The organism is Rhodococcus sp. F64268 (genome assembly GCF_023015605.1).
Classification (GTDB): Bacteria; Actinomycetota; Actinomycetes; order Mycobacteriales; family Mycobacteriaceae; genus Rhodococcus.
This window is the reverse complement of record NZ_JALKAI010000001.1, coordinates 676,087-700,370: the sequence shown is the minus strand read 5'-3', so window position 1 is coordinate 700,370 and position 24,284 is coordinate 676,087. Positions and strand designations below refer to the sequence as shown.

24 protein-coding genes are annotated in these 24,284 nt (G+C 66.1%); 8 read left to right on the top strand and 16 right to left on the bottom strand.

Features of this window, described 5'->3' with window-relative positions; translation table 11 throughout:
• Positions 1 to 68: 68 nt before the first annotated feature.
• Both MWU77_RS03345 and MWU77_RS03340 read left to right on the top strand, forming a co-directional pair.
• Positions 69 to 1,286 carry an NAD(P)/FAD-dependent oxidoreductase gene (locus MWU77_RS03345; RefSeq protein WP_169687658.1) on the top strand — a complete coding sequence of 406 codons (1,218 nt, stop codon included), beginning with the start codon at positions 69 to 71 and terminating at the stop codon, positions 1,284 to 1,286.
• Entirely contained in the window at positions 1,283 to 1,861 is a 579-nt protein-coding gene (locus MWU77_RS03340) for a hypothetical protein (protein ID WP_169687659.1), read from the top strand. The genes MWU77_RS03345 and MWU77_RS03340 overlap by 4 nt, the downstream gene beginning before the upstream one ends.
• 25 nt (positions 1,862 to 1,886) lie before the next feature.
• Here the strand turns inward: MWU77_RS03340 and MWU77_RS03335 are convergent, their stop codons facing one another.
• The 10 genes from MWU77_RS03335 to MWU77_RS03290 form a co-directional block, all read right to left on the bottom strand.
• Entirely contained in the window at positions 1,887 to 3,320 is a 1,434-nt protein-coding gene (locus MWU77_RS03335; protein ID WP_169687660.1) for a lipase maturation factor family protein, read from the bottom strand.
• An 84-nt stretch (positions 3,321 to 3,404) separates the two neighbouring features.
• A complete protein-coding gene (gene recD / locus MWU77_RS03330; protein WP_247272929.1) occupies positions 3,405 to 5,285 on the bottom strand; it encodes an exodeoxyribonuclease V subunit alpha in 1,881 nt (626 codons plus the stop codon).
• Positions 5,282 to 8,596 (bottom strand): UvrD-helicase domain-containing protein, encoded by a 3,315-nt coding sequence (locus MWU77_RS03325; RefSeq protein ID WP_374229799.1) that lies wholly within the window; start codon positions 8,594 to 8,596, stop codon positions 5,282 to 5,284. The genes recD and MWU77_RS03325 overlap by 4 nt, the downstream gene beginning before the upstream one ends.
• Complete coding sequence (gene recC / locus MWU77_RS03320) at positions 8,596 to 11,877, bottom strand: exodeoxyribonuclease V subunit gamma (protein ID WP_247272927.1); 3,282 nt, start codon at positions 11,875 to 11,877, stop codon at positions 8,596 to 8,598. Before recC ends, MWU77_RS03325 begins: the two co-directional genes overlap by 1 nt.
• Before the next feature lie 126 nt (positions 11,878 to 12,003).
• Positions 12,004 to 12,279: a S4 domain-containing protein gene (locus tag MWU77_RS03315; protein ID WP_247272926.1), complete on the bottom strand. Its 276-nt coding sequence runs from the start codon at positions 12,277 to 12,279 to the stop codon at positions 12,004 to 12,006.
• Positions 12,280 to 12,318: 39 nt separating this feature from the next.
• Positions 12,319 to 12,828 carry an SgcJ/EcaC family oxidoreductase gene (locus tag MWU77_RS03310; protein WP_169687664.1) on the bottom strand — a complete coding sequence of 170 codons (510 nt, stop codon included), beginning with the start codon at positions 12,826 to 12,828 and terminating at the stop codon, positions 12,319 to 12,321.
• Between the two features lie 101 nt (positions 12,829 to 12,929).
• Entirely contained in the window at positions 12,930 to 13,136 is a 207-nt protein-coding gene (locus MWU77_RS03305) for a hypothetical protein (protein ID WP_169687665.1), read from the bottom strand.
• 140 nt (positions 13,137 to 13,276) lie between these two features.
• Complete coding sequence (locus tag MWU77_RS03300; RefSeq protein WP_169687666.1) at positions 13,277 to 13,780, bottom strand: DUF2505 domain-containing protein; 504 nt, start codon at positions 13,778 to 13,780, stop codon at positions 13,277 to 13,279.
• A gap of 97 nt (positions 13,781 to 13,877) precedes the next feature.
• Positions 13,878 to 14,084, bottom strand: a complete 207-nt coding sequence (locus tag MWU77_RS03295) for a hypothetical protein (protein ID WP_169687667.1) — start codon at positions 14,082 to 14,084, stop codon at positions 13,878 to 13,880.
• Positions 14,085 to 14,174: 90 nt separating this feature from the next.
• A complete protein-coding gene (locus tag MWU77_RS03290; protein WP_169687668.1) occupies positions 14,175 to 14,450 on the bottom strand; it encodes a helix-turn-helix domain-containing protein in 276 nt (91 codons plus the stop codon).
• 71 nt (positions 14,451 to 14,521) lie between these two features.
• Here MWU77_RS03290 and map point away from each other — a divergent pair, with 71 nt between their 5' ends.
• Positions 14,522 to 15,292: a type I methionyl aminopeptidase gene (gene map, locus MWU77_RS03285; RefSeq protein ID WP_247272925.1), complete on the top strand. Its 771-nt coding sequence runs from the start codon at positions 14,522 to 14,524 to the stop codon at positions 15,290 to 15,292.
• A 3-nt stretch (positions 15,293 to 15,295) separates the two neighbouring features.
• Here map and MWU77_RS03280 read toward each other — a convergent pair whose 3' ends face one another.
• From MWU77_RS03280 to MWU77_RS03270, 3 genes are all read right to left on the bottom strand, one after another.
• Positions 15,296 to 16,321 carry an alpha/beta hydrolase gene (locus MWU77_RS03280; RefSeq protein WP_247272924.1) on the bottom strand — a complete coding sequence of 342 codons (1,026 nt, stop codon included), beginning with the start codon at positions 16,319 to 16,321 and terminating at the stop codon, positions 15,296 to 15,298.
• A 96-nt stretch (positions 16,322 to 16,417) separates the two neighbouring features.
• Positions 16,418 to 16,957, bottom strand: coding sequence for a helix-hairpin-helix domain-containing protein (locus MWU77_RS03275; protein ID WP_247272923.1), 540 nt, complete (start codon positions 16,955 to 16,957; stop codon positions 16,418 to 16,420).
• Positions 16,958 to 16,966: 9 nt separating this feature from the next.
• A complete protein-coding gene (locus MWU77_RS03270) occupies positions 16,967 to 17,566 on the bottom strand; it encodes a TetR/AcrR family transcriptional regulator (protein WP_169687672.1) in 600 nt (199 codons plus the stop codon).
• Between the two features lie 41 nt (positions 17,567 to 17,607).
• Here MWU77_RS03270 and zapE point away from each other — a divergent pair, with 41 nt between their 5' ends.
• Positions 17,608 to 18,627 (top strand): cell division protein ZapE, encoded by a 1,020-nt coding sequence (gene zapE / locus MWU77_RS03265; RefSeq protein ID WP_247272922.1) that lies wholly within the window; start codon positions 17,608 to 17,610, stop codon positions 18,625 to 18,627.
• On the opposite strand, the gene MWU77_RS03260 is transcribed toward zapE, so the two are convergent.
• Both MWU77_RS03260 and MWU77_RS03255 read right to left on the bottom strand, forming a co-directional pair.
• Positions 18,581 to 19,543: an NAD(P)/FAD-dependent oxidoreductase gene (locus MWU77_RS03260; RefSeq protein WP_169687674.1), complete on the bottom strand. Its 963-nt coding sequence runs from the start codon at positions 19,541 to 19,543 to the stop codon at positions 18,581 to 18,583. The genes zapE and MWU77_RS03260 overlap by 47 nt on opposite strands.
• The gene (locus MWU77_RS03255; protein WP_169687675.1) at positions 19,543 to 20,382 is read right to left on the bottom strand and encodes a trans-aconitate 2-methyltransferase; all 840 of its coding nucleotides are present in this window, start codon (positions 20,380 to 20,382) and stop codon (positions 19,543 to 19,545) included. The genes MWU77_RS03260 and MWU77_RS03255 overlap by 1 nt, the downstream gene beginning before the upstream one ends.
• A 48-nt stretch (positions 20,383 to 20,430) precedes the next feature.
• Between MWU77_RS03255 and MWU77_RS03250 the strand changes: the two genes are divergently transcribed.
• From MWU77_RS03250 to MWU77_RS03235, 4 genes are all read left to right on the top strand, one after another.
• Positions 20,431 to 21,030: a helix-turn-helix domain-containing protein gene (locus MWU77_RS03250; RefSeq protein WP_169687676.1), complete on the top strand. Its 600-nt coding sequence runs from the start codon at positions 20,431 to 20,433 to the stop codon at positions 21,028 to 21,030.
• A gap of 152 nt (positions 21,031 to 21,182) precedes the next feature.
• Positions 21,183 to 21,827 carry a DNA alkylation repair protein gene (locus MWU77_RS03245; RefSeq protein WP_169687977.1) on the top strand — a complete coding sequence of 215 codons (645 nt, stop codon included), beginning with the start codon at positions 21,183 to 21,185 and terminating at the stop codon, positions 21,825 to 21,827.
• 8 nt (positions 21,828 to 21,835) lie between these two features.
• Entirely contained in the window at positions 21,836 to 22,258 is a 423-nt protein-coding gene (locus MWU77_RS03240; protein ID WP_374229798.1) for a hypothetical protein, read from the top strand.
• 57 nt (positions 22,259 to 22,315) lie between these two features.
• A complete protein-coding gene (locus MWU77_RS03235; protein WP_247272921.1) occupies positions 22,316 to 22,585 on the top strand; it encodes a GlsB/YeaQ/YmgE family stress response membrane protein in 270 nt (89 codons plus the stop codon).
• Positions 22,586 to 22,638: 53 nt separating this feature from the next.
• Here the strand turns inward: MWU77_RS03235 and MWU77_RS03230 are convergent, their stop codons facing one another.
• Complete coding sequence (locus tag MWU77_RS03230; protein ID WP_169687678.1) at positions 22,639 to 24,261, bottom strand: long-chain fatty acid--CoA ligase; 1,623 nt, start codon at positions 24,259 to 24,261, stop codon at positions 22,639 to 22,641.
• Positions 24,262 to 24,284 lie beyond the last annotated feature (23 nt).

Below are 24,284 nucleotides of genomic sequence, written 5' to 3'. Positions count from 1 at the left end.
ATGCAGGGCCTGTGTATCTGCACATATCGCCCGATGCGGGGTACCTGCCCCACTCATACCGTCGAAGCATGACTACTACACCGCTTCCCTCGACCGGTGCAGCCGTGCCCACCACCTCCCTCGACACCGTCGTCATCGGAGCGGGACAAGCCGGCCTGGCCACCGGATACCACCTCGCCCGCAAGGGGCGACGCTTCGTGATCCTCGACGCGAACCCAAGTCTCGGCGACAACTGGCGCTGCCATTGGGATTCGCTGCGACTGTACAGCCCGGCCGGTCGCGACGCTCTGCCCGGTATGAAGTTCCCCGCAGAGCCCGATTCGTTTCCCGGAAAGGATCAGGTAGCGAACTATCTGGAAACCTACGCGGAGACGTTCGATCTGCCGGTACACACCTCCACCCGAGTCCACCGCGTGACACTGTTGTCGAAGGCAACCTCGTCGATGCTGTTGTCGAAGGCAACCTCGTCGATGCTGTTGTCGAAAGCAACCTCGTCGGTGCCCTCCGACGATCAGTATCTCGTCGACTGCGGGGCAGTGCGGTTCGTCGCACACAACGTCGTGGTAGCGACCGGCACCTTCGGGCGGGCCCCTGCCGTACCCGAGTTCGCACACGAACTCGACCCGTCGATCCTCCAGCTGCACTCGAGCGAGTACCACAATCCTGCTCAACTACAGGACGGACCCGTGCTCGTGGTGGGCGCCTCGCATTCGGGTTGCGACATCGCATTCGAGGTCGCGGACACACACCGCACCATCCTGTGCGGGCGCGACACCGGGCAGATTCCGGTTCCGTTGGAATCCCGCCGGATGCATGCCCTCTTTCCCGTCCTCTGGTTCGTGTGGGGACATGTCATGTCGCTGCGGACACCGATCGGGAGGAAGCTCCGGCGTCACGAACGGCTTCATGGCGCACCGGCGCTTCGCGTCAAGCGAGCGGATCTCACCGCCGCCGGGGTCGAACGCGTCACCGACCGCATGACCGGAGTCCGCGGCGGCCGAGCGCTTCTCGGGGACGACCGGATTGTCGATGCAACGAACATCGTCTGGTGCACCGGGTTCCATCAGGACTACAGCTGGATCGATCTCCCTGTCCTCGGTGAGGACGGCTGGCCGCTCGAACAGCGCGGGGTGGTCGCGGATGCACCCGGTCTGTACTTCGTCGGCCTGGCATTCCAGTCGTCGTTCCGGTCCATGCTCATCGGTGGGGCCGGCGCCGATGCGCAGTTCGTGGTCCAGCATCTGGTGACACACCGGCCTGAACAGGTCGCTATGCTCCCGGCATGATCAGCCGGGGCACAACCGCATCGTTCATCGCACTCGCCGCAGCGCTCGTCACCGCCACAGCCTGCAGCAGCACTGTTTCCGGCGAGGCCACCGCCGCCGACCCGACCACGTCTGCAGCACCGACGACATCGTCTGCACCGACAACCACGACGACGACCACGACGAAGGCGCCGGTCCAGGCGGACGCTGCGGACTACGCGGGCTCGCAGCCCGGCGTATACTACTTCCTCTCCGAGAGCGGGAAGTTCGAGTGCGCGATCCTCACTCACACCGACCCTGTTGCGGGTTGCCAGGGCACCATGCCGTCGAGCGCGCCCCGCGTGCCGGGGAGCGGAGCGTCGGATGTGACGGTGCCGGCGAACGTCGTGATCGTGGAATCGTCCGGCGAGGGCCAGTTCAGCAACATCGGCGACATCGCCTTCATGGACCCCAACCGGACAGCACAGGTCCTCCCGTACGGGGAAGCGCTGAAGGTCAGCGTGTTCACCTGCACGATCGACGAAAGCACGGGTGTCACTTGCGAGTCGGACGCGCACGGCTTCACGGTGTCAGCCGACGACTACGAGCTGTGGTGACGCCCTGAGTCGTGAGACGCTGCGTTCACAGGCCCGCGAGGTCCACTCGCGAGACCGGCAGCATGAAATCGCCCGCCGGTGAACGCACCCACCAGGCTCCGGTCGCGCGATGCTCGTCAGAGGTGGTGTACCGATAGCGGAACACGCGCGCACGAACCAGAGCCGGCGGCGCATCGGGAAACGGATTGTGACGCAGTAACCGCAGGGTGGCGGGGTCGTTGTCGAGAAGCCGCGCTACGAACCGAGGGAACCAGCCGACTGCATAGTCACGGGAGATAGCAGCGAACCACATCAGCCAATCGAGCCGGCGATGGTAGGGCGCACATTGGCGGGGCCGGCGAAACACATCGCCGGGCTTGCCTTTGAATTCGTACTCGAGCCACTCTGTAGCCGGGGTGACAACCGCATCGGTGGTGCCTTCGACGATCACTTCCCTGCGGCTACGGGTGATGCTGCCGAACGCACCGTAGGTGTTGACGAAATGCCACGGGTTGTACGACGCATTCATCGCCTGCCGCTTCGATATCAGGTTCCGCGCCGGCCGATAGCTCAGCACCGCCACCACGGCGGTCAAAGCGAGCACCGCCGCGGTGAACGGCGCGGGAGTGGGCGCGAAATCGGAATTCGGAGTGACGAGGGCGGCATAGAATCGGTCGGGCAACACCGAAAGCGCCAGCACGATCGTCACCCAGTTCAGCCATGCGAAGTTGCCGCTGGCCACCAGCCACAGCTGCGTCGCGATCATGACCCCGGCGGCGATTCCCGCGACGGGCTGCGGCGTGAACAACGCGAAAGGCACCACGAGCTGTGTCACATGGTTCCCGGCCACCTCCAGCCGATGTAGCGGGCGCGGCAAGCGATGGAACCATCGGCTGAGCGGGCCGGGCATCGGCTGCGTCTCGTGGTGGTAGTACAGGCACGTCAGGTCCCGCCAACAGCGGTCGCCGCGCCATTTGATCATGCCCGCTCCGAACTCGACGCGGAACAGCAGCCAGCGGATCAGGAGCAGCACCAGGAACTGCGGGGCAGTATCCACGTTGCCCAGGAAGACCGCGAGCACTCCGGCTTCGAGCAGCAACGATTCCCAACCGAACGAATACCAGACCTGACCGACGTTGACGATCGACAGATACAGCACCCACAGCGCGAACCACACGAGCATGCAGGCGATCAACGGTAGGCGCTCGGTGACGCCCGCGACGGTCAGCAGCGCCAGGACCGCACCGATCGTCGCCACCGTTGCGAACGTGCGGTCGGTGAACCGCACGTGGAACAGGCTCGGTGCGGAACGGAACGGGTGATCCCGCACGAAGTCCGGGACGGGGAGTATTCCTCGCTCGCCGATCAGTGCCCGGAACTGCAGTAGAGCGGCCAGGAACGCCACCAGATACAGCGCGGCGAGACCTCGGGTGACCAACAGTCGCCCGATCACGTATCCGTCCGCATCCAACCAGTGCACAGTCGTCGCTCCCCGCCGACGGTCCGCTGCGTCGACCGAGTGCAGTGTCCCTCCAGGATGGCACGCCTGATGGCGACCGGAGAGTCAGATCCGAATCTCGCGCCGCAACCCGCTGGCTCGCAGCACCTGCCGCTCGACTCCCGCACGCACCGCCGCTTCCGTCCCCACGATCCGCACCTTGGACCGCGCGCGCGTGATCGCCGTATACAGCAGCTCGCGGGTGAGCAACGACGACCGTTCGTCGGGCAATATCACCGACACGGTGCCGTACTGGCTTCCCTGGCTGCGGTGGATCGTCATCGCGTACACGGTCTGCACCGCCGACAACTGGCTCGGATGGAGCACGAACGGCTGTTCGCCGCGCGCGAAGGCGGCAACGAGATCGCCGTCGTCGCGGCGCACGACAACACCGGTGTCTCCGTTGTACACGCGGGCCTCGTGGTCGTTGGCCGTGACCAGCAGCGGCTGCCCCGGATACCAGCGCTCGGGGTCGAGGCGTCGGCCCGTGGACGCACTGATCCATTCCATGGCCTGACGCGCCCACCGCTGCACCCCGTACGGTCCATCGCGGTGCGCGCACAGCAACCGGTGGGTCTCGAATCGTTCGAGAACTGCATGGATGTCGCCGGTCAGCGCTGCTGTGGTGACCTCCTGGGCCGAGTTCACCACGTCGCGTCTCAGCAACTCGATGTCGTCGGGCCGGTGGAACGCGATCTCTGGCGCTCCGCTGTTCAGGATCTCCAGAGCTTTGTCGCCGTCGCCGTCGCGCACCGCAACCGCCAGGCGCGCGATCTCGCCGCCGAATCGGCGACCGCGGCTCAACCGGACGATCCCGCCCCGCAACCGGTCGTGTTCGACAGGCCTGAAGGCAGCCTCGTCCGGGTCGTCGGCCGCCTCGAGGTCGCGGGCTGCGGCCCTGGTGAACACCGGGTTGACGTCGCCGGAAACCGGCCGCGCGATCAGGTCGGCGAGCACGGCACCCGCGTCGACGGAGGCGAGCTGGTCGGGGTCGCCGACCAGGACGAGGCGCGTATCGGGCCGGACCGCTTCGAGGAGCCGGCACATCATCGTCAGTGACACCATCGAGGTCTCGTCGACGACGATGACGTCGTACGGCAGGTGATTGTCGGCGTGGTAGCGGAATCGGGTGCGGCCGCGTTGCCAGCCCAGCATGCGATGCAGTGTCATGGCGCTGAGCCCCGGAGGCAGCGGCAGCACCGACTCCTGCTCGCGCACGGATTCCTGCAGACGTGCCGCGGCCTTACCTGTGGGTGCCGCCAGTCCGATGCGTAGACCGGGGCCTTCCATCGTCTCGAGCAATGCGAGAATCCGCGCGACGGTGTGTGTCTTTCCGGTTCCCGGGCCGCCGGCGATCACGGTGGTGCGGTGCGTGGCGGCAAGCGCAGCCGCGACACGTTGACGATCCGGCGCAGGAGACGGCTTCGTCCGGTCGGCCTGGTCGCGAAACAGTTCGTCGAGTGCTGCGGAAAGCCGGTCTTCGTCGGCCGCGGGGAAGCCGTCGCTGCGGGCGGCGAGGACCTCCCTGATCGTCTGTTCTTGACGGAAGTACCGATCGAGGTAGAGCAGTGGCCCTTCGTCGGTGTCGATCAGGCGCAGTGGGCGCAGCGACCCGTGGCCGCCGCCGATCACGAGTGGACTGCGCTGCAGCGCACCGAGGACCTCACCGTCGTGTGGCCACGGCAAGGATTCCGGGTCGACCACCGGGTTGCCGTCCTCGTCTTCTTCGACGGTGACGTCCCGCAGTCGCGTCAGGTCGAGGCACACCGAACCGGAACGTACGGCCCGCACGGCGAGGGCGGTGGCGAGATGCACGTCGGTGTTCGGTTCGCCGCCGAGGTTCGCGAGTCTCAGTGCGACGTGGACGTCGGCAGCGGCCAGCACGCCGGCTTCGTTGAACTCGCGCAGTGCGCCTTTGCCTCGCTGCGCAATTCTGGCTTCGATCACGGTACGGCCTTTCCCGCGAGCAGATCCGACAGGTCGGTGACGAGCGATGCGGGCGGTGCCCACTCGAACACACCGCTTCCGGGAGGAGTGTCCGGTCCGGCCATGCCGCGAACGAACAGATATTGCGAACCACCGAGATGTGTCTCGGGATGGTATCCGGGCAGGCGCCACCGCAAGTACCGGTGCAGCGCAACCGAATACAACAGCGCTTGCATAGGGTAGTGGGCACGGATCATCTCCGCTGCCATCGCGTCGCGGGTGTAGTGGGCCGTTGTCAGCTCACCGGGCGCAAGCCGGTTGGTCTTGTAGTCGACCACGACGAACCGCGGCCCGTCGAGGCGTAGGACAGCATCGATGCTGCCCGTGAGGTATCCGCGCAACGGCACCGGCTCGAGGTCGCGCACATGATCGGCGTACTCGAACAACGGATCATCCGGTGTGAGGTGGCGTCGCAGCAGATCGGCGACCTGAGCCAGGGTGACGGTCACGGCAGCGGGATCGTCACCGCCCGCAAGTGGCAACTCGAAGTCGAGCTCGGCGAGCCTGTCCTTCGGCGAGAAGTCGGCCAGCGTGCGTTCGAGCGGGCCGAGCCGGGTGTCCAAGACGGGCAGCAGCGCCTGCGCAAGCTCTTCGGGGTCGACGTCGGATAGTCGCTGCGCCACTACGTCGCGACAACACGCGGTCAGTTCGGCGGCGAGGTCGGCGGCGGAGGTGTCCACGATTTCGAACACGGAGTGCACGAGTGTGCCGAAGACCGTGCCGCCGGGCAAGGCGTTCATGGTCGAGGGGATCCCCTCGACCATGGAGACGGGGGTTGCCAGCGGGGGCTCTTCCGGCTCGTCGTCCTTCTCCGGCGTTTCGACCTCGCTGCCGACGCCGGCACCGTCGTGTGCCGAGGCAGTGAGCGCCGAATACGAGGTGCGCCGCCACGTGCCGTCGAGCACGCGGGTGAACCGTGCAGCAACCAGGGACGTTTCGTCCTGCTGCGGCTTCGCCCAGGTGATCTCCCTCTTTCCGACGATGCCCGTGGCCTCGACGGAGATCAGACCGCCGGAGGCCTTCGCCCACGCCGCGAACTGTTCGGCCATCACCGAATCGGCCGGAATGCCCGCTGCGGGCGCAACCTCGGAGCTGCCCGGGGTGCGGGCGAACAACACGCGGTGCAGCGGTGAGCGGGCGGTCCCGTAGGACGGCGCCCACCACAGCGTGAGCTGACAACAGGCTCGGGTCAACGCCACATACAGCAGTCGCAGTTCCTCACCCGCTTCCTCCGCCTCGTGGGTGCGTCGGCGCTCGCCGTAGCCCGGGCTGCCCTCACCCCCGACGTCGAGGATGCGGCGGCCGTTCTCGTGCAGCAGCAGGGTGTCGGGATTCGGGTTCTTGGCGGCATCCCATGCGTACGGCACGTATACGACCGGGAATTCGAGCCCTTTGCTGCCGTGCACCGTGAGGATCTGCACGGCTGCTGCGTCGCTGTCGAGGCGACGACTGCGATCGGCGCTGCCTCGTCCCGGATCGTTCATCCGGTCTTCGAACCACCGCGTAAGCGCCGCAACACCGAACGAGTCGGATGCGGCCGCATCGTCGAGCAGTTCCGCGAGGTGTCGGAGGTCGGTCAGGTGACGCTCGCCCGATGCCGTTCGGAGCAGGCGCGCTTCGAGTTCGCTGATCGTGGCGAGGCGTTCGAACAGGGCCGCGAATCCGGACCGTGCGAACACCATCGCGAGATCGCGGAGCGCGCCCCCGACCTGTGCGACCAGTTCGTCGCCACGCGCCACGAGGTCCTCCGCGGAGTACCCGAGCAGCGGTGTCAACGCTGCGAGGCGCACCCGATCCGCGCGGTGCGGCTGTTCGAGCGCCTGCAGAGTCCACAGCCACTGCTGGGCCGCGGGGGTCGTGAACACACTCGTTCCGCCGGCAAGGACGCACGGCACACCCGTCCGTTGCAGTTCGTCGTATACGAGGGAGACCTGTGCGTGTGTCCGCACGAGGATCGCGATGTGGCCGGGTTGCACGGGCTCCGGGCGCCCGGCCCGTTCGATGGTGGCGTCACTGTCGAGCAGCGCGACCACATCGGCGGCGACGTCGCGCGCGACGTTGGCCCGCAGCGGCCCGACCGTCGGGTATCCCGATTTGCCCAGCGGTCCGGCTCCGATGCGCGGCAGGTAACGCAGACGCAGCGGGGTCGCCCCGGCAAGGCGTGTCCCGGGGCGTGCGGCGTCGACTCGGTGCACGGTGATCCTCGGATCACCCAGTGCTGCACCGCCGTACACGTGGTCGAGCGCAGAGATCAGATCGGCGTCGCTACGCCAGTTGGTGGTGAGTTCACGATGGGCATCGGACGTGTTCACCGCATCGAGGTAGCTCAACACTTCGGCACCTCGGAAGGCGTAGATCGCCTGTTTCGGGTCGCCCACCAGCACCAGAGTGGTGTGGCCGTGGAACGCCCGGTGAAGGATCTCCCACTGCTTGGGGTCCGTGTCCTGGAATTCGTCGACGAGAACGACGCCGAACCGCGCGCGGACCCGTAGGCATGCGGCAAGACCGTGCTCAGGATCGCTCAGCACACGGTGTAGCAATGCGAGCTGGTCGTCGAAATCACGCAAACCCGTCATTCGCTTCCGCCGCTCGACCTCGGCACGCACCTCCCGCGCGAATTCGACGCGCTCCCCCGCCGGTGTTCCCTCGGCGTTCCCGGGAGCGAGCGTCGCCTGCTGGTCGAAGATCGCCGCGCGGGCGGCGGTCGTGGCCTCTGCATGGGAGACTGGTGGCTCGCATCGGCCGTATCGTTGCAGGTAGAGATCGGCGATGACCTCGATCGTGAGGTCGTCGACATCCTCCACCACAGTGACATCGGGTTCGCGCTCGCCGGCGATGCCGAGTTCGTCGAGCATCCGCTGACAGAACCCATGAGTCGTGGCGATGGTCGCGGCGTCGAAGTCCGACAGGGCCTGCCGGAGGCGGGTACGACGACCGGCGATGTCGTGAGCGGCCAGGTACCGGATGAGCTGGTCGCTGTCTGTTGCGGCAGCCTCGGGATCGGCGAGAGCGTCCACGACCTCGGCGAACCGGGCGCGGGTCCGTTCCCGGAGTTCTTGCGTTGCTGCACGGCTGAACGTGACGAGCAGGAGTTCGGACAGGTCGACGAGGCCTTCCGCGACGTATCGGGTCGCGAGACCCACGATCGCGTAGGTCTTCCCGGTCCCTGCCGACGCCTCGAGGACCGTCGTCCCCGTCGGGAGCTCGCCCAGAAGGTCGAATCCTGTTGCCGTACCGGGTACTACGCCTTCGGTCACGCTGCCACTTCCCATCACGGACGTCCCTGCTTCTCCGCCGCCAGCAGCGGTGCCCACAACCGGCGGGACAGCACCCCGAACCGGGTCGGGTCGTCGAACCAGGTGCGTTCGTCGGCGAGCGGTTCTGCTGCGGTGAGCTCACCGAACCCGACACCGCTGCCGTACAGGTACTGCACGTGCCGGTCCTTCCCGTCGCCGAACTTTCCTCCGAATTCGTTTCCGGCGGATTCGAGTGCCATGTCGATGGAGCCACCGCGCGCGCGTTGCTCCGCATACGCGGCGGCTGCCCCCGTTGTCAGCGGCAGCACCGCGCCCAGGCCGCGGTCGCGGAGATCGACGAGTTGCAGGAGCAGGTCGTGGGCGTTGCCGGGCGCGATCATCGTCGAACGCCATGCAGGCATGCGCCCGCGGCCGCGACCGGTGGTCACGGCCTGCCACCCTTCGTCACGACCGGAAGCAGCGACAGCCAAGAGCTGGATCCAGGCCGTGATCCGATGTTTGGCAGACAACTTCGAGAAGATGCTGCGGCCGATCACGTTGCCATGGACGCCGCCGATCGTGCCGGTGAGCCGTCGGCCGTTGCCGAGATCGACCATCACGTCGATGGTCGTGGGTCTTCCGCTGTGTACCGGTGCGCACGCGGAGACGAGGCTTTCCACCGCATGGGTGACGTCGTCGAGCGCCCTCTCGCCCAGCGCGTACGGCGGGAGCGTCCCTCGGCGCCACTCCGCGGCCCGGAAGTCGGCTGCAGAGACACCGCCGAGGCGGGATTCGAGCATCCGGTCGCCGAGGTTCCAGCGGGCCAGCGGATCGAGGTCGACGTCGAGCGCGTCGGTCGTGCCTTCGTCCGGTTCGGGGATCCGGATACCGAGGCGTTGCCGCAGGAACCCCTGGGCAGGATGCGCGAGATACGAGACGAGGTCGCCGAGGTCGATATCGGCCCGCTGTTCGGGCGGGGCGAGGAAGACCTGCGCGAGCGCGGGGGCCGCATCCCCCGTGCTCGGGCTCTGTGCCGCCCGGGCACCGGCGAGCGCCGTCTCGTCGAAACTGAACGGCGCATCGGGCAGGAAGTTCCGGGCGTCGAACGGCTGCAGCGGGTGACGGCGGACCACCTGCGTCGCGTCGCCGATCATCGTGGCAACGACATCGCGCACCTCGGTGAGTGGAATCGCGGGTGGCCGTGCCGCACCGGTGACCGGATCCGCGCCGGTGTAGAACAGCAGCACCTTCTCTTCCGCCGACATGATCGCGTCGAGCAACAACTGCCGGTCCTCGCTTCGAGGATCACGTTCGCCGATGCGGGGATTCTGGGTGAGCACATTGTCGCCGTCGATGTGGGCGGTGCGGGGGAAGACGTCGTCGTCGAGGCCCAGCAACACCACCACCCGATGCGGCACCGAACGCATCGGCACCATGGTGCACACCGTGAGCTCGCCGGTGCGGAAGTTCGCGCGAGTGGGACGGCCCGCCAACCGACCGGCGAGCATAGCGCGCACATCGGCCAGTCGCAGCTCGGCGGCCCCGCTGTGTTCGACAGCGGCGCCGATTTCGCGATGTGCTTGCGCGCGTTGCCATGCGTCGGCGACCGGAACATCGACAAGTAGGTCGAGTGCGTGCGTGAGCGCGTCCGCCCACCGCGCTGCGTCCTGGGGTCGGCGCAGAACCCACAACGCTTTGTCGAGCCGGTCGATGTATTCGGCGAACCGTCCCGCGAGATCGATGTCGTTGCTCTCGACGTCATCGAGTGGCATTGCAAGCGCCAGCCATTCGCTGTCGGATCCGTCGGCGGCGACTCCGAGAAGTACTCGGTCCAGCGCCGTGCCGAAGGTGTTCTGCGGGAAGTCGGCGAGTCCGAACGCGCTGCGTTGCCTCTTGCCCAGCCCCCAGCGGGCGCCCGACTCGGCAGTCCATTCCTGCAACCGCTCCAGATCGTCGTCGTCGAACGAGAACATGCGCCGCACCGGTGCCGACGCAGCGAGGTCGAGCGCATCGCCCGCGGTGACGCGTGCATCTGCGAGATCGAGCAGTGCCGAAACGACGGACAGCACGGGGTTGGTACGACGCAACCCGCGGTCGGCCAGCCGGACTCTCAGATCGTGTCCGGGATGCCCGCCGATGTCCTGACCGAACGACGCAGCGACGAGCGGAGCGTAGGTCTCGACGTCCGGGCACATGACGATGACCTCGCGAGGTTCGAGGGTCGGATCGTTCTCGAACAGGTGCAGGAGGCATTCGCGAAGCACCTCGACCTGGCGGGTCGGGCCGTGACACGCGTGTATCTGCACAGTGCCGTCGGCCTCGGCGCAGGCCACCTGCGGAGCGCGGTCGGCCCGGATGTCCGCCTGGATCCTGCCGAGCAGCGTGGCGGGGGGCGCAGGTACCTCGTGTTGTTGCTCGACTGCACCGAGCTCGGACAACCCGCACTGAAGTTCGCGGACGTCACGGGCAAGCGCCGCCAGAAGGGGATGGCCGACGAGGTCTACCCTGCCATCGTCCGCGCGCCGCGAAACCTGCTCGCGGCCGGAGAGGTTCGCCCACATCCGAGGACTCGCGTGCGGCAGCCACAGGTGCACGTCTCGCCGGGCACCCAGGGCCGCCAGTACTTCGAGTTGCACCCGGTCTAGACGGGTGGGCCCGAACAGCGACACCCGATCCGGCAGGTCGACGATTCCGGGCTCGGCGCGCAGCCGTTCGCACACCTCGTCGAGCCGCTGCGCGGGACTGTCGACACCGATGCGGTCGCGCAGGCGGCGCCACAGTTCGGCCTGCCAGCGCAGGTGTTCGTCGAGCATGGCCCCGGTGCCGTCGGTGTCGTGTCCTGCAGCCCAATCGGTGAGCATTCGTGGCCGGTGCTGCCCGTAGCTGCGCAGCAGGTCGCGGAAGTGTTCGGCGGTGGCGTAGCGACGGCCGGCCCGGTGATCGTCGGTGCGGTGGCCGAGGTGTCGGGTGAGCGCTGCGCACCACGGTCGGCCGAGGTTCTCGTCGATGACGTCGAGCAACGCCCACAACACGCGGGACGGATGCCAAGGGTCGTCGTCTGCGGTGGTGTCCGCGGCAGCGGAGAGTACCTCGTCGACGAGACGGGACGGAGATGGGAAGTCGATGTTCGCAGCGACCCCATCGCCGGCGACGGCCCCGAGCACCGTCGACAACCGCTGGGTGAGCCACCGCTCGACACCTCGAGCCGGTACGGCGACGATCTCGCGGGCGAACGGATCGGCAGGCGGGACGGACAGAAGTTCGGCGAGTGCATCGGCCAGGGTGTCGGTGCGCTCGGCACGATGCAGTCTGAGCACGCGTGGGTCCCCCTCGTGGGTCGTTCGATCCGTCGGCTACGGCTTACCACACCGAGCCGACAATCGCCGACCTGCGCATGTCCGAACGTTCTTCAGAGCTGCGTTGCCTTCAGAACTGCGTTGTCTTCAGAACTGCCTTGCATTCCTGGAGGCCAAGGGCTTCGCACCGAACACCGCGACGACACCGCTGCCCGACACCGCCACGACATCTCCGGTCTGCAGCCGCTTCCGTGGATTCCGCACAGGAAGATGGTTGACGCACACGGCGCCTTCCATGAGAAGCGCCGCCGCCTCACCTCCGGATGTGGCCAAGCCACTTTCCTGGAGGAAACCGAACAGCGAGTCGGGCACAAGTGCCTGCATGTATTCGATGGTCGCCGGGTAATGCATCAACACGGTCACCGCCCGGTGATGATCAGGTGAACTCGCAACGAACTGGGCTCATCGGGGCAGGAGCGGATCGAGACGGGTGTTCTGGAACGAGCGGATCAGCCATTGTCCATCCGTCTTCAGCGCGACGCTCGAATTACGCGACAACGCCTCGTCGGTGCACTCCGTGTCGCCGTTCCAGAGAACGCACCCGGTGCGGATGATGATCGCCACGTCCGGTCGGGGGAAGGCAATGTTCTCCGAGACTTCCTTCAGTTCGGTGCCGCCGACATAGGTGTCGAAGAAGTACTGCATACCCGACGCGATCTCGTCGTGCCCGTGCAGCAGATCGCCGCTGAAGGTCACCACGTCGGCGTCGTGTGTGTGGATCGCAGCGTATGCGGCACCGTCACCGTTCTTCCACGCGTCGTGCTGGCGCACCCGCAGGTCTTCGATCGCCTGGAGGTCGGAGGCGAGTTCCTGCGCCGCAGACGGCGGCGCCGCGCCTGCGGTCGCAACACCGACGAGGAGCACGGATGTTCCGATAAGGCACGTAGACAACATATTTCGCAGTTTCGACATGGCGAGCTCCTTCGGCTGCCGGAGATTCTCGATGTCGATTGTGCGCGGCGACAGCTCGGGAGACATCCGGGACAATACCCATTTCCGCCCCTGGGATCACGTCATTCGGGACCACCTCCACCGGAGAGGTCGAACAACGGGAGCTGATCGCGCAGTGCCGACGCCGTGAATTCCGCGTGGTACCGCTCTCCGAGTTCGCGCGCCACATGAGCGGGGCATCCGAGCTCGGCGCCGATCTGCTCCCAGGTGTGCCCGGCTTCGCGTTGCTCCCAAGCGAAGCCGCCATCGTCATCCCACGGTGCCGACATGGCCCGCATACTGCTCGCACTACGCCACACCCGCAACGACCGGTAACGGCGTGTCGCAGATCACAATGCCGTATGGTCTCGCAGCCGGGCAGGCGACGAGACCCGACGTGGTGGGGTCGCCCGAGCGACCCCCCTCGGCGTCAGTGCGCGGCGAGCCAGTCGTTCAGCTCCTTCTCATCGCCCTTGACGATGCTCTCGACCATCTGGACGACGAGACCTTCGACCTGACCGCCGACGACCGGAATCTTGACTCCGACTTCACCGGTGACCACGACGACCGATCCGCCCGACGCCGAGGGGCGCAGTTCGGAGCGCCCCGAGATGGTGACGGGAAGGCTGGAGGACCCTCCGGCCATCGCACCCTGCGCGCCACCACCGTCCAGCGCACCCCATTCGTCCGTCCGGGTCATTTCCAGGGGGCCGCGAAGAACCCCGCGAACGACTGCAGGCAGCCCTGCAGGATCCATCCGGCCGGTGATCTCGACACGAATCGTTCCGGGTCCGGCCGGGGCGGTCACGGCGATCGAGCTACCTTCGGCGTCTGCTCCGCCGCGGCTCTTCCAAAAGTCCTCGCTGGTCAGCGCGGCGTGCATCGCGTCGACGCCGTGCTCGAATTCGGTGGTGAAGGTGAATGCTTTCGACATGGCGGGAACAATAACCCGCCGACATCACAGGTCCGCTACGGGATCACCGCTTCGATCACCGGCCCGCGCGCTGCCTGCTCACCGTACTCGAAAGAGATCACAACAGCGCGGCGAGGACAGGCGCACCGACACCCATTGCAGCAGCCGCTGCAGCGCCGAGCAGCGGAGAATCTGCAGCGAAGGCCACCGCAAGACCACCGAGCACGACCATGATCACCAGGAGAACCACTCCCGCCGCCCTGCCCTCGGTCAGAGCCTGCTCTCGACTCGCGGTATCGATCCGTACGGGTGTTGCCGTGACCATCGCTTCGTCCCCATTTCCGACTCATACGACCTAGGGTTCGAGGAGACGTGTACCCCGGCGCAGCGCTGTTCAAACACGAATGGCCGGGTTCTACCCGGTCGGCCGGACCGATTCCTCGCCCGGAACAGTGAGCGCGAGTACCGCGAGTTCGTCTAGGGAAACCGCGAGGACCTGCGCCAATGCGGCAACGGTCGCAAAAGCGGGGGTCGCCATCCGGCCCGCTTCGATCTTGCGGAGAGTTTCGGGCGAGATTCCCGCCTCACCGGCGACTTCGGCGAGGGTGCGCGCGCCACGCGCGGCGCGCAGACGGCCACCGAGGCGTCGTCCGGCGGCGAGCTGCTCCGGGGTGAGCGGGAGACGAACCATACGCACGACTCTACACCGCCTGGTATTAAAATACCGATAAAGTTTGGTGTCACCCACACGAAGGACTACGGATGCTCGAACTCAAAACCCCGGGAGAAGTTGCCGCAATGCGCGTTACCGGCGCATTCATCGCCGACCTGCTCACCGACCTCTCGAACCGGGCCGAGCCCGGTGTGAACCTCCTCGATCTCGAGGATCGAGCCCGCGAGCTCATCGCGAAGCGTGGCGCGGTGTCCTGCTACTGGGACTACTCTCCCTCGTTCGGACGAGGCCCGTTCCGGAACGTCATCTGCCTCTCTGTCAACGACGCCGTGCTGCATGGACTCCCCCACGACTACACGTTGCGCGACGGCGATCTCCTCAGCATGGACATCGCGGTCTCCATCGACGGCTGGGTCGCCGATTCGGCGCGCAGCATCGTCGTCGGAACTCCGAGGGACGAAGACCTCCGGTTGATCGACGCAACACAGCAGGCGCTCGACGCAGGCATTGCCGCCGCACGGCCCGGCAACAGACTGGGCGACATCTCCGCTGCCATCGGCGCGGTCGCGGCCGAATACGGCTATCCGGTCAACACCGAGTTCGGTGGGCACGGCCTCGGACGCACCATGCATGAGGATCCACACGTATCCAACACGGGCAGAGCAGGACGGGGCCTGATTCTCCGGCCGGGCCTGACCCTCGCGCTCGAACCGTGGTTCGCAGCGGGAACCGACAAGATCGTGTACGACGCGGACGGCTGGACCATCAGGTCGGCGGACGGATCACGCACCGCGCACAGCGAGCACACCATCGCGATCACCGAGGATGCCGCGCAGATCCTGACGATCCCCGCCGCGTGACGGTTATGCCGTCACCTTCCGGACGAATGTGATCGTGCGGTCGAGCGCGTCGCGGGCGTCCTGAAGCGAGAGGTCGAATTGGTACTCGTGTCCCAGTTCAGGGGTGTGGTCGTCGGGATAGAACAACTCGTCGACCGTGACGCCGAGGTCGGACAACTTGGCGGCCAGGGGTTTCGACTGCCTGTCGGTGAGCGGATCGGCGTTGCCGCCGTTGATGAATGCCGGCGGGAAGTCCTCCGTGACGACGAACAGACTGGACATCTGCCGCGCTGCTTCGGACTCCGCGAAGTCACGGTCGCCGGTATACGCCCACAACGCCTGCTGGACTCCCCACCCGACCAGCCCACCCGCACCGTCCATCGCAGGGACGTCGTAGATGCCGCAATTGAGCACCACACCACGTAGTGCACTCGCAGGCAGCGCCGGTTCCAGCGCGAGCTCCTCGGCATAGGTGGGCGTCGTGATCGCTGCGGCGAGTTGTGCCGAGAGCTGAGCGCCCGCGGAGTCACCGGCGAGCACGATCCGGTCCGGGTCGATATGAAGGTCCTCGGCGTGGGCAAGCAGGTATGCATGGGCGTCGTTGAGCTGGTGCACCGCGGTCGGGTAGCGCTGTTCCGGCGCGAGCGAGTATCCGACGGACACCACCGTGAACCCGGCGTCGGCCAGCCGCTGGTAGTACCCGGCGTAGTTCTTGCGGTTTCCCGAGATCCACGCGCCTCCGTGGGTCCAGACGATCGCGGGAAGCGCCTCCGTCGTCCCCGTCGGCGTATAGACGTCGAGGTACGCGTCGGGGTCGTCGCTCCGGTACGCGACGTCGGCGACGAGATCGGTTTTCGGCGCACCCTCCGCGAGGTTCGTCGTCAGCCTGTCGGCATCTCGATGGAACACAGCCCGGACGACGAGAGCACCGGGAGTCGGACTCAGCACGAACGCGGCCACCGCGATCACCAGTACCAACGCGAGCACGAGCACGATCCACCTCAGCATGTGCCGTCGCGGACGTCGAACCGCCGTTCGCTCGGCTGTCATCGCAGTCTCCCTGTCGTGAGTCCGACCTTGTGGGGGTTCGTAACCCACGCCACTCGATCATGGCAGGCGATACGTCCGAATGCCGGTAGATGACATTCAGGACACGAAACCCCGACCTCGCTCCTGAAGCACTTCCGCGAGGATCCGCAGCGCTTTCGGACCCACACCGTGGAGCGCTGCGAGCTCGGCCTTCGAACTGGCTGCGACATCGTCGAGCGTCACCACCCCAGCGCCGAGCAGGGCGCGTGTCGCGGGCTTCCCGATGGATGTGGGCAGATCGCTGTGGCATGGCAATGTTCCCGTGTCGGCTTCGACCGATGCGGCGGCCAGCCATTTCGGGGCCCGAAAAATCCACGCCTGACGCACCAACCCGTTGAGGTCCTGCCCGTTGATCTCGGCGAGCCGCATCCGGAATCCGATCACGGCGCCCCGCTGCACGAGCCGCTCACCCGACGGATGACGTTCCAGCGCATCGACAATCATCTTCTCGGGGAGCAGGAACTGGACGACACCGCCGTCGGCGATCGAAACGAAAACCTTGCCCCGCACCGAAAAGGTGATCGTTGCAGACCGTGCCCCTTCCTCCACCTCAGGGAGGTAGAGCGCCGCCTTTCGCACCTGTCGCGCTGTGGTCATGGTCCGATGCTAGGACGATCGGTGACAGAGCGCTCCGATCCAGAGCGCGATGGCCCGCTGCACCGAATTCCGATGTTCGGCGAACCGGGCGTCGGCAGCAAGCGCCCGCGACCCGTACGTGAGATCGAATACCATTCCTTCGAGCAGAGTGATCAGGTCACGCGCCGCGCCGTCCGGATCCCCGGCTCCCAGTGAATCCATCAGAGCAGTTGCGGCGGGACGTGAGAAGAGGCACGCCGCCAGCGCTGCACGCAATTCGTCGTTTCCGGATGCGTCGACCGCCAACGAGTACCTGGCGAGAACATCTCGGCGCCGGTCCACGATGAGTGTGTCGAGTTGGTCGGTGATCAGCGCACTGGCCTCGTCGACCGACCGGGGCGGCGCTTCGGGCAACGCGGCACGGAAGGATTCGCTCGAACGCCGTGCCAGGTGGGCGATCGCGGCGGCGACCAAGGACTGGCGGGTTCGGTAGTAGTACGAAGTGGACCCGGGCGCGAGTTCGAGCCGGGTGTCGACACCCCGGTGTGTGAGCGCGTGATTTCCGCCCTCTGCGACGAGATCCAGGGCAGCGTCACAGATGAGGTCGCGGCGCGAAGAGCGGTGAGGCATGTCTCCATCCTCCCAGGCTCTACGATAGTAGAGTATCGGTCATGGGATGGTTCCGCCGGACAGCTCGAACAGCCCGACTTCACCGGGTAGGGCCTGAGGCATTCGATTCCGCCGCACAGAAACTCGGAATCACCCTGGATGCAGCGCAGCGACAGGCCGCACTCGAACTCTCGTCCGTCGAAGGCGGCGTGTACCTGTGGGGGCCGGTCGGACGCGGCAAGAGCCGGCTGGTGTCGATGTACTTCGATGCACTGCCCACCCACCGCAAGCGTCGGGTCCACTTCCACGAGTTCTTCCGGAACCTGCACTCCGCCATCCGGAGCCACCGAAACAACCTCGCCGCCGCGCTGGACGAACTGCTCGACGGAGTGGATGTGGTGTGCTTCGACGAATTCCACGTCCACGATCCTGCCGACGGCAAGTTTCTCTCACGTCTGCTGCCCGCACTCCTGAGCCATGGCGTCACCGTCGTCCTGACGTCGAACTATCCACCGCGATCCCTCATGCCGAATCCGTTGTTCCATGACGACTTCGTGCCGACCATCGAGTTGATCGAACAGCATCTGACCGTCGTGGCGGTCGACGGTCCCGTCGACTACCGCACCGTGTCGAGTCACGGCACCGGGTTTGCTGCCGGCTCGTGGATCGCGCCGGACTCCGCACCTCCGCGCCCCCAACCGGACGAAGCGGTGACAGTTGCACCGACCGGCCACCCCATCCGTCTCCGGCGTGGTGCCGGCGCGGCACTCTGGATCGACTTCTCCGACCTGTGTGTCGACACCACCGCGCCGGCGGACTATCTCGCCCTGGCCGAGCGGTTCGGGCATTGGGTCATCAGCGAGATCCCCGACCTACGTAGCGCAGGCCGGGAACCGTCCCAACGTTTCGCGAACGTCGTCGACGTGCTCTACGACCGCGACATCACCACCACGTTCATCTCGACGGTCCCCTTGGACGCGTTCAGCGACGGCGCCCTCCTCCCCCACGACATCGAGCGAATCATGAGCCGGCTCGTCACCGTCCGGCGCGCGCATCTACTGCGGCAGCAACATCTTCCATGACGAGATCTGCATTCACCGCGGCACCGGCCATCACACCTGCTCCCGATGCCACCATCACCATCGCCGACAGGTCACTCGCATTGCCTGCAGCCCAGACTCCGGGGACTTCGGTCTTGCCCATCGGATCAGAATCGATGAATGCTCCGAGCGGGTGTTCGGTCATGGTTCCGCCGAGCTGTTCGTACAGGTCTGCCCGGGCGTGGAATCGTGGGGCAACCACCACCGCGTCGAGCTCGGCCTCCGGAGCGCCGTCGAGTACGACGGCGACACCGGTATCGCCCTCGTCCCGGAGTCCCGAAACGGGCGTGGCGACGACGCGGATCTGTCGTGCCGCAAGCTGTTCGGTCGCGTCGGTGTCGAGCTCCGGCATCGCGTGGGTGAACAGAGTGACGTCGGCGGTGAGCTGCCGGAACAGCAGTGCCTGGTGGACACTCATCGGGCTCGACCCGATCACGCCGATCCGCTGATCGCGCACTTCCCATCCGTGGCAGTAAGGGCAGTGAAGCACCTTCTTGCCCCACATCTCCTTCACGCCGGGCAGGTCGGGAAGTTCGTCGACGAGTCCCGATGCCAGGACGAGCCGGCGCGCCCGGACGGTTCCGCTGCCCTCGAGGTCCACCTCGAACGCATCACCCTCGCGTCGCGCCGCTATCGCGGTGTCGACACGTAACTCTGCGCCATAACCGATCGCTTCCTTGCGGCCGGCCGCCAGCAGGTCGAGTGGTGGAACACCGTCCTGACCGAGGACATTGTGCGCGCCTTCGGCCGGGCCGTTGCGCGGTTCTCCTGCGTCGACGACGAGCACCGAGCGTCGCGAGCGGGCGAGCGCGGTCGCAGCACTCAACCCTGCTGCGCCACCCCCGATCACCGCAACGTCGTAGTGTGCAATGGCCGGCAGGCCGGTGGTCGAACTCATCAGTTTGCTCCTCGGTCGAGTTTTCTTGCTGCCCATACGGTTCGGTACCCGCGGACTCTCAGGTCGTTTCTGCTCAGCACCGTGTGGGGGCCGCGCTCTGCGGTCAACTCCGCCAGAGTGTCGAGATCGTCTGCAGACAGGCTGCTTTCGAGTCCGACTCGAAGCTTGCTCAACACCGTGCGGGCGTAGGTTCGTGCGGTCGGCGTGGTACCGTCGAGGTCGATCTCGGTGCGGCGCACAGCTTCGAGCTCGAAGCCCGCACGTTCGAGGTCCTCGCTCCAGTCCGGATAATTGTTCCACCCGCGTTCACCCGCGAGCGCGTGAGCGCGCGTCTCGAGCCCTGGTGTGCCGATCCCGATCTCGTCGGGAAGGAATCGCGGTTGAGATTCAATTTCGAGGACCACCAGGAGCGCTCCGGGATTCAGCGAGTCGTGGAGTTGCTGCAGGAAAGCATCGGGTTCCTGAACGTGGTGCAGCGACAATGCCGCCCACACGAGATCGGCCGAGTCGACTGCCGGCCAACCGGCGTCCAGATCTGCCTCGACAGTCTTCACTCGGTCCTGAAATCCGTGCCGACCGGCTGTGTCGCGGACCCGGGCCAGCATGTCCGGCGACCGATCGACGGCGATCACCTCTGCTTCGGGGAATCGTGCGGCGAGAACGCGCGTACCTGTCCCCGTCCCGGCCCCCACGTCGACGATGATGCGGGGATCGACCCGATCGGCGATCCAGTCGACCACGCCTTCCAGGTACTCGCGATGGACCTCGGCATCGAGATCCAGCAGGTCTGCCGGGGAGTCGCTGTGCCTGTGCGCGTGATGATGACTGTGCTGATGCATTCCTCCACGCTATAGCGATCAATGCATATTCGGCATATCATTTTGCCCATGGAGCAAGAAGACGTCGATCTGGACCAGGTCGTCCGGCAGCGCATCCGAAGTCTGCGACTCGCACGTGGATGGACACTCGATGCGCTGGCAGCCCGCTGCCACATCAGTCCTTCGAACCTGAGTCGCATCGAAACCGGCCGTCGCAGAATCGCATTGGATCAGCTCGTCCCGATCGCGCGCGCACTCGACACCACGATCGATCACCTGGTCCAATCCGATGACGACCAGGATGTGGTGATCAGGCCGCAACCGCACGACACCCCCGGCTTCACCACCTGGCTGCTCTCCCGCGAACGTTCCCTGAACGGAGTGACCATCGCGAAGATGCGCATCACCAACGAAGACCCCCGCCCCACCGACACGTTGCCGGTCCACCCCGGGCACGAATGGTTCACGGTCCTCAGCGGCACAGCTCGCCTCCAACTCGGCGAGCGCACCATCCTCATCCAGGAGGGCAATGCCGCGGAGTTCTCGACGATGACGCCGCACGCGATCAGTGCCCATGATGGTGTCGTCGAAATTCTCACCATTCTCGATCACAACGGAGAGCGCGCGCATCTGCACGGCAACAGTGCGTCAGCGAACACTCGGCCCTAGAGACCACTGGGCCTCATAGACCACTGAGCGGCCGGTGGCAGCGTAACGGGATCAACGGGTGATCAACGCACGTAGTGTGATTTCCGAACCAGGGAAGAACGGAGCGAACGGTGGCCGGAACCACGGTGAAACCGCCGACAGTGACGGAGCTGATGGCCGAACTGGCAGAGCTCGAAGACCCGAAGATCCGTGAGGTCAACGTCAAGCACGGCGACAACCACGGGGTCAACCTCGGACAGCTGCGCGCGATCGCCAAGAGACTGAAGGTCCAGCAGGACCTCGCCGAGCAACTCTGGGAGACAGGCGACAGCGCTGCGAGACTGCTCGCAATCCTCATCAGCCGGCCGAAAGCGTTCACGCGCGACGCCCTGGACACAATGTTGCGGGAAGCACGCCTCCCCAAAGTCCAGGATTGGCTGGTCAACTACATCGTGAAGAAGAGCCCGCACGCCGACGAGTTGCGCGTCCTGTGGTTCGACGATCCGGATCCGGTCGTGGCAAGCGCGGGTTGGGCCCTGACCTCCGAACGAGTCGTGAAGAAACCCGAGAGTCTCGATCTCGCCGGCCTGCTCGACACCATCGAAGCGCAGATGAAGGATGCCCCGGAACGCTTGCAGTGGGCCATGAACACCTGCCTGGCCCAGATCGGGATCGAGCACCCCGAGTATCGCGCCCGGGCCCTCGATATCGGCAACCGTTTGAAAGTCCTCGAGGACTATCCGACTTCCCGGGGTTGTACGTCACCGTTCGCACCCATCTGGATCACCGAAATGGTGAACCGGAAAACCGACAAGTGAGGTCGCATATGCGCCTGATGCGCGCCGCCGGAGTCTTCGCCACCACTATCGCTGCATCTGCACTGTTCACGGCAGGGGTGGCTTCGGCCTCCGCGACCATTCCGTTCCAGATCGATCCGGCGCCCTACGGGAATCCGAACGGAAGCTTCGATGCTCCGTCGGTCCGCTGCGTCGCGGTGGTCGGCGACGAGCCGGGCGTCGTGACGATCACCGGCGGGAAGGAGGACGGTTGGGGCTGTCTCCTCTCCGCGGATGTGCAATGGGTGAACCTGTCGACCGGAGAATCCGGCTCTGCCCGCCTGTCGGACGGGTTGAACGGTATTCCGGCATTCGCCACCATCGACACCGGCGCGGGGCAGGTCGCCGTCCTCCTGGCCTCGACGGTGGCCGGACCGACCACCCCCGGCATCGCCACATTCCAGGTGCCGTAGTCGAGGTCCCGTCGAGAATCGCCACGTCGGAATGAATCCCCTGCATATACTCCGGCAATGCTGATCATCGGGATCATCCTGTTCGGAATTCTCGTCGGCGCAGGTGCACAGCTCATTCTGGGCAAGTCCGCGTCGGGAATCGATTGGACATTGGCGTTTGCTGCAGGAGTCGGCGGTTCGTTCGTCGGCGGTCTGCTCATCAGTCTGCTCGCAGGGGACGGCATCGATTTCCGTCCCAGCGGCATCATCGGCTCCATCGCCGGCGCGGTCATCGTCACTGCGGCGTGGTTCTGGTGGAAGGGGCACTCGGGTTCGTCCGTGAACTGACGGCGCAGGGCCTGCCGCACCGCTGACGGTGCGGCAGGCCCTGCGGGTCCGCGTCAGATCCGGGTGATGTCCAGCCCACCGTCGTGGTACTGCGACCGCAAGCGCTTCTTGTCGAACTTGCCGACACTGGTTTTGGGAACCTCGCTGACGACGGTCCAGTTCTCTGGAATCTGCCACTTGGCGACCTTGTCCGACAGGAACTCGCGCAGCGAATCGACTGTGGCAGTGGCCCCGGCACGAAGCACCACCGCGACCAACGGACGTTCGTCCCACTTGTCGTCGGGCACACCGATCACCGCTGCTTCGAGGACATCCGGGTGCCCCATGACCGCGTTCTCCAGATCGACCGAGGAAATCCACTCGCCTCCGGACTTGATGATGTCCTTCGTGCGATCCGTCAACGTGAGATAGCCGTCCGGAGTGATGGTTCCGACATCGCCCGTGCGCAACCACCCGTCGTGGAACTTGTCGGGTGCCTCGACACCGTAATAGGAGGCTGTGATCCACGGCCCGCGAACCTCGAGTTCACCGATGCTCACGCCGTCGTTCGGAACCACCACGTCGTCATCACCGACGAGACGGGCCTGCACCGACGCCGGGAATCGTCCCTGCGTGTACCGGTAGCGCCACCGCTCGTCGCCCTCGGCACTCACCGGCGGTCGCGCCACCGAACCCAGCGGCGACGTCTCGGTCATTCCCCAAGCGTGCAGGACCTGCACGTCGTGGTCCGTCTCGAACGCGTGCATGAGCGACGGCGGAACCGCCGATCCACCGATCAGCACCTCCTTCATGAAGGAGATGTCCTGCGGATGCTCCTCGAGATACTGGTGCAGTCCGAGCCAGATCGTCGGGACAGCGGCAGCGAAGGTCGGGCGCTCGGCGGCGATGAGCGCGGCGAGCGGCTCAGGCTGCAGGAAACGATCCGGCATGATGAGCGACGCACCGATCATGAACGCCGCATACGGCAGACCCCACGACATGGCGTGGAACTGCGGAACCACCGCCAGCGCCCGGTCGCCCTGCCGAAGGGCAGGCCCCTCGGTCGTGCACACCTGCATCGAATGCAGGTAGATCGAGCGGTGCGAGTATGCGACACCCTTCGGGTCCCCGGTGGTCCCGGATGTGTAGCACATCGCGGCCGCAGACCGTTCGTCCACTTCGGGCCAGTCGAAGGTGGTCGGCTGGTCGGCGATGAGCCCTTCGTAGGTATGCAGCTGCACACCGTCGGGAACCTCGAGACCGGCGGTCGAGTCGCCGGTGACGACCACGTGTTTGACGGTCGTCAGCTGCGGGAGCTGCGGCGCGAGCAGAGGCACGAGAGTCGGATCGACGATGATCACGTGGTCTTCGGCGTGGTTGGCGACGTGAATCAGCTGTTCCGGGAACAGGCGGATGTTGAGAGTGTGCAGGACCGCGCCCATCGCCGGTATCGCGAGGTACGCCTCGAGGTGCTCGGCATTGTTCCACATGAACGTCGCGACACGCTCGTCCCCGTTCACGCCGAGCCCGCGTAGAGCGTGCGCAAGCTGCGCGCAACGGTCGCCGACCTCGGCGTAGCTACGCCGGCGCGCACCGGAATCGGTCCAGGTCACCACCTCCGCTTCGCTGTGAACGGAGCTGCCGTGGCGCAGAATCTGCGCGATGGACAAGGGTGCGTCTTGCATGGTGCTCAACATGAATCGCTCCTCTTCGATCGGTT

What these genes read in the sequence shown, in the direction of transcription:
- MWU77_RS03345 (WP_169687658.1), top strand. Translation starts at nt 69, where the DNA reads ATGACTACTACACCGCTTCCCTCGACCGGTGCAGCCGTGCCCACCACC.
- MWU77_RS03340 (WP_169687659.1), top strand. Translation starts at nt 1,283, where the DNA reads ATGATCAGCCGGGGCACAACCGCATCGTTCATCGCACTCGCCGCAGCG.
- MWU77_RS03325 (WP_374229799.1), bottom strand. Translation starts at nt 8,596, where the DNA reads ATGGGAAGTGGCAGCGTGACCGAAGGCGTAGTACCCGGTACGGCAACA.
- MWU77_RS03310 (WP_169687664.1), bottom strand. Translation starts at nt 12,828, where the DNA reads ATGTCGAAACTGCGAAATATGTTGTCTACGTGCCTTATCGGAACATCC.
- MWU77_RS03305 (WP_169687665.1), bottom strand. Translation starts at nt 13,136, where the DNA reads ATGTCGGCACCGTGGGATGACGATGGCGGCTTCGCTTGGGAGCAACGC.
- MWU77_RS03300 (WP_169687666.1), bottom strand. Translation starts at nt 13,780, where the DNA reads ATGTCGAAAGCATTCACCTTCACCACCGAATTCGAGCACGGCGTCGAC.
- MWU77_RS03295 (WP_169687667.1), bottom strand. Translation starts at nt 14,084, where the DNA reads ATGGTCACGGCAACACCCGTACGGATCGATACCGCGAGTCGAGAGCAG.
- MWU77_RS03290 (WP_169687668.1), bottom strand. Translation starts at nt 14,450, where the DNA reads ATGGTTCGTCTCCCGCTCACCCCGGAGCAGCTCGCCGCCGGACGACGC.
- map (WP_247272925.1), top strand. Translation starts at nt 14,522, where the DNA reads ATGCTCGAACTCAAAACCCCGGGAGAAGTTGCCGCAATGCGCGTTACC.
- MWU77_RS03280 (WP_247272924.1), bottom strand. Translation starts at nt 16,321, where the DNA reads ATGACAGCCGAGCGAACGGCGGTTCGACGTCCGCGACGGCACATGCTG.
- MWU77_RS03275 (WP_247272923.1), bottom strand. Translation starts at nt 16,957, where the DNA reads ATGACCACAGCGCGACAGGTGCGAAAGGCGGCGCTCTACCTCCCTGAG.
- MWU77_RS03270 (WP_169687672.1), bottom strand. Translation starts at nt 17,566, where the DNA reads ATGCCTCACCGCTCTTCGCGCCGCGACCTCATCTGTGACGCTGCCCTG.
- zapE (WP_247272922.1), top strand. Translation starts at nt 17,608, where the DNA reads ATGGGATGGTTCCGCCGGACAGCTCGAACAGCCCGACTTCACCGGGTA.
- MWU77_RS03260 (WP_169687674.1), bottom strand. Translation starts at nt 19,543, where the DNA reads ATGAGTTCGACCACCGGCCTGCCGGCCATTGCACACTACGACGTTGCG.
- MWU77_RS03255 (WP_169687675.1), bottom strand. Translation starts at nt 20,382, where the DNA reads ATGCATCAGCACAGTCATCATCACGCGCACAGGCACAGCGACTCCCCG.
- MWU77_RS03250 (WP_169687676.1), top strand. Translation starts at nt 20,431, where the DNA reads ATGGAGCAAGAAGACGTCGATCTGGACCAGGTCGTCCGGCAGCGCATC.
- MWU77_RS03245 (WP_169687977.1), top strand. Translation starts at nt 21,183, where the DNA reads ATGGCCGAACTGGCAGAGCTCGAAGACCCGAAGATCCGTGAGGTCAAC.
- MWU77_RS03240 (WP_374229798.1), top strand. Translation starts at nt 21,836, where the DNA reads ATGCGCCTGATGCGCGCCGCCGGAGTCTTCGCCACCACTATCGCTGCA.
- MWU77_RS03235 (WP_247272921.1), top strand. Translation starts at nt 22,316, where the DNA reads ATGCTGATCATCGGGATCATCCTGTTCGGAATTCTCGTCGGCGCAGGT.
- MWU77_RS03230 (WP_169687678.1), bottom strand. Translation starts at nt 24,261, where the DNA reads ATGTTGAGCACCATGCAAGACGCACCCTTGTCCATCGCGCAGATTCTG.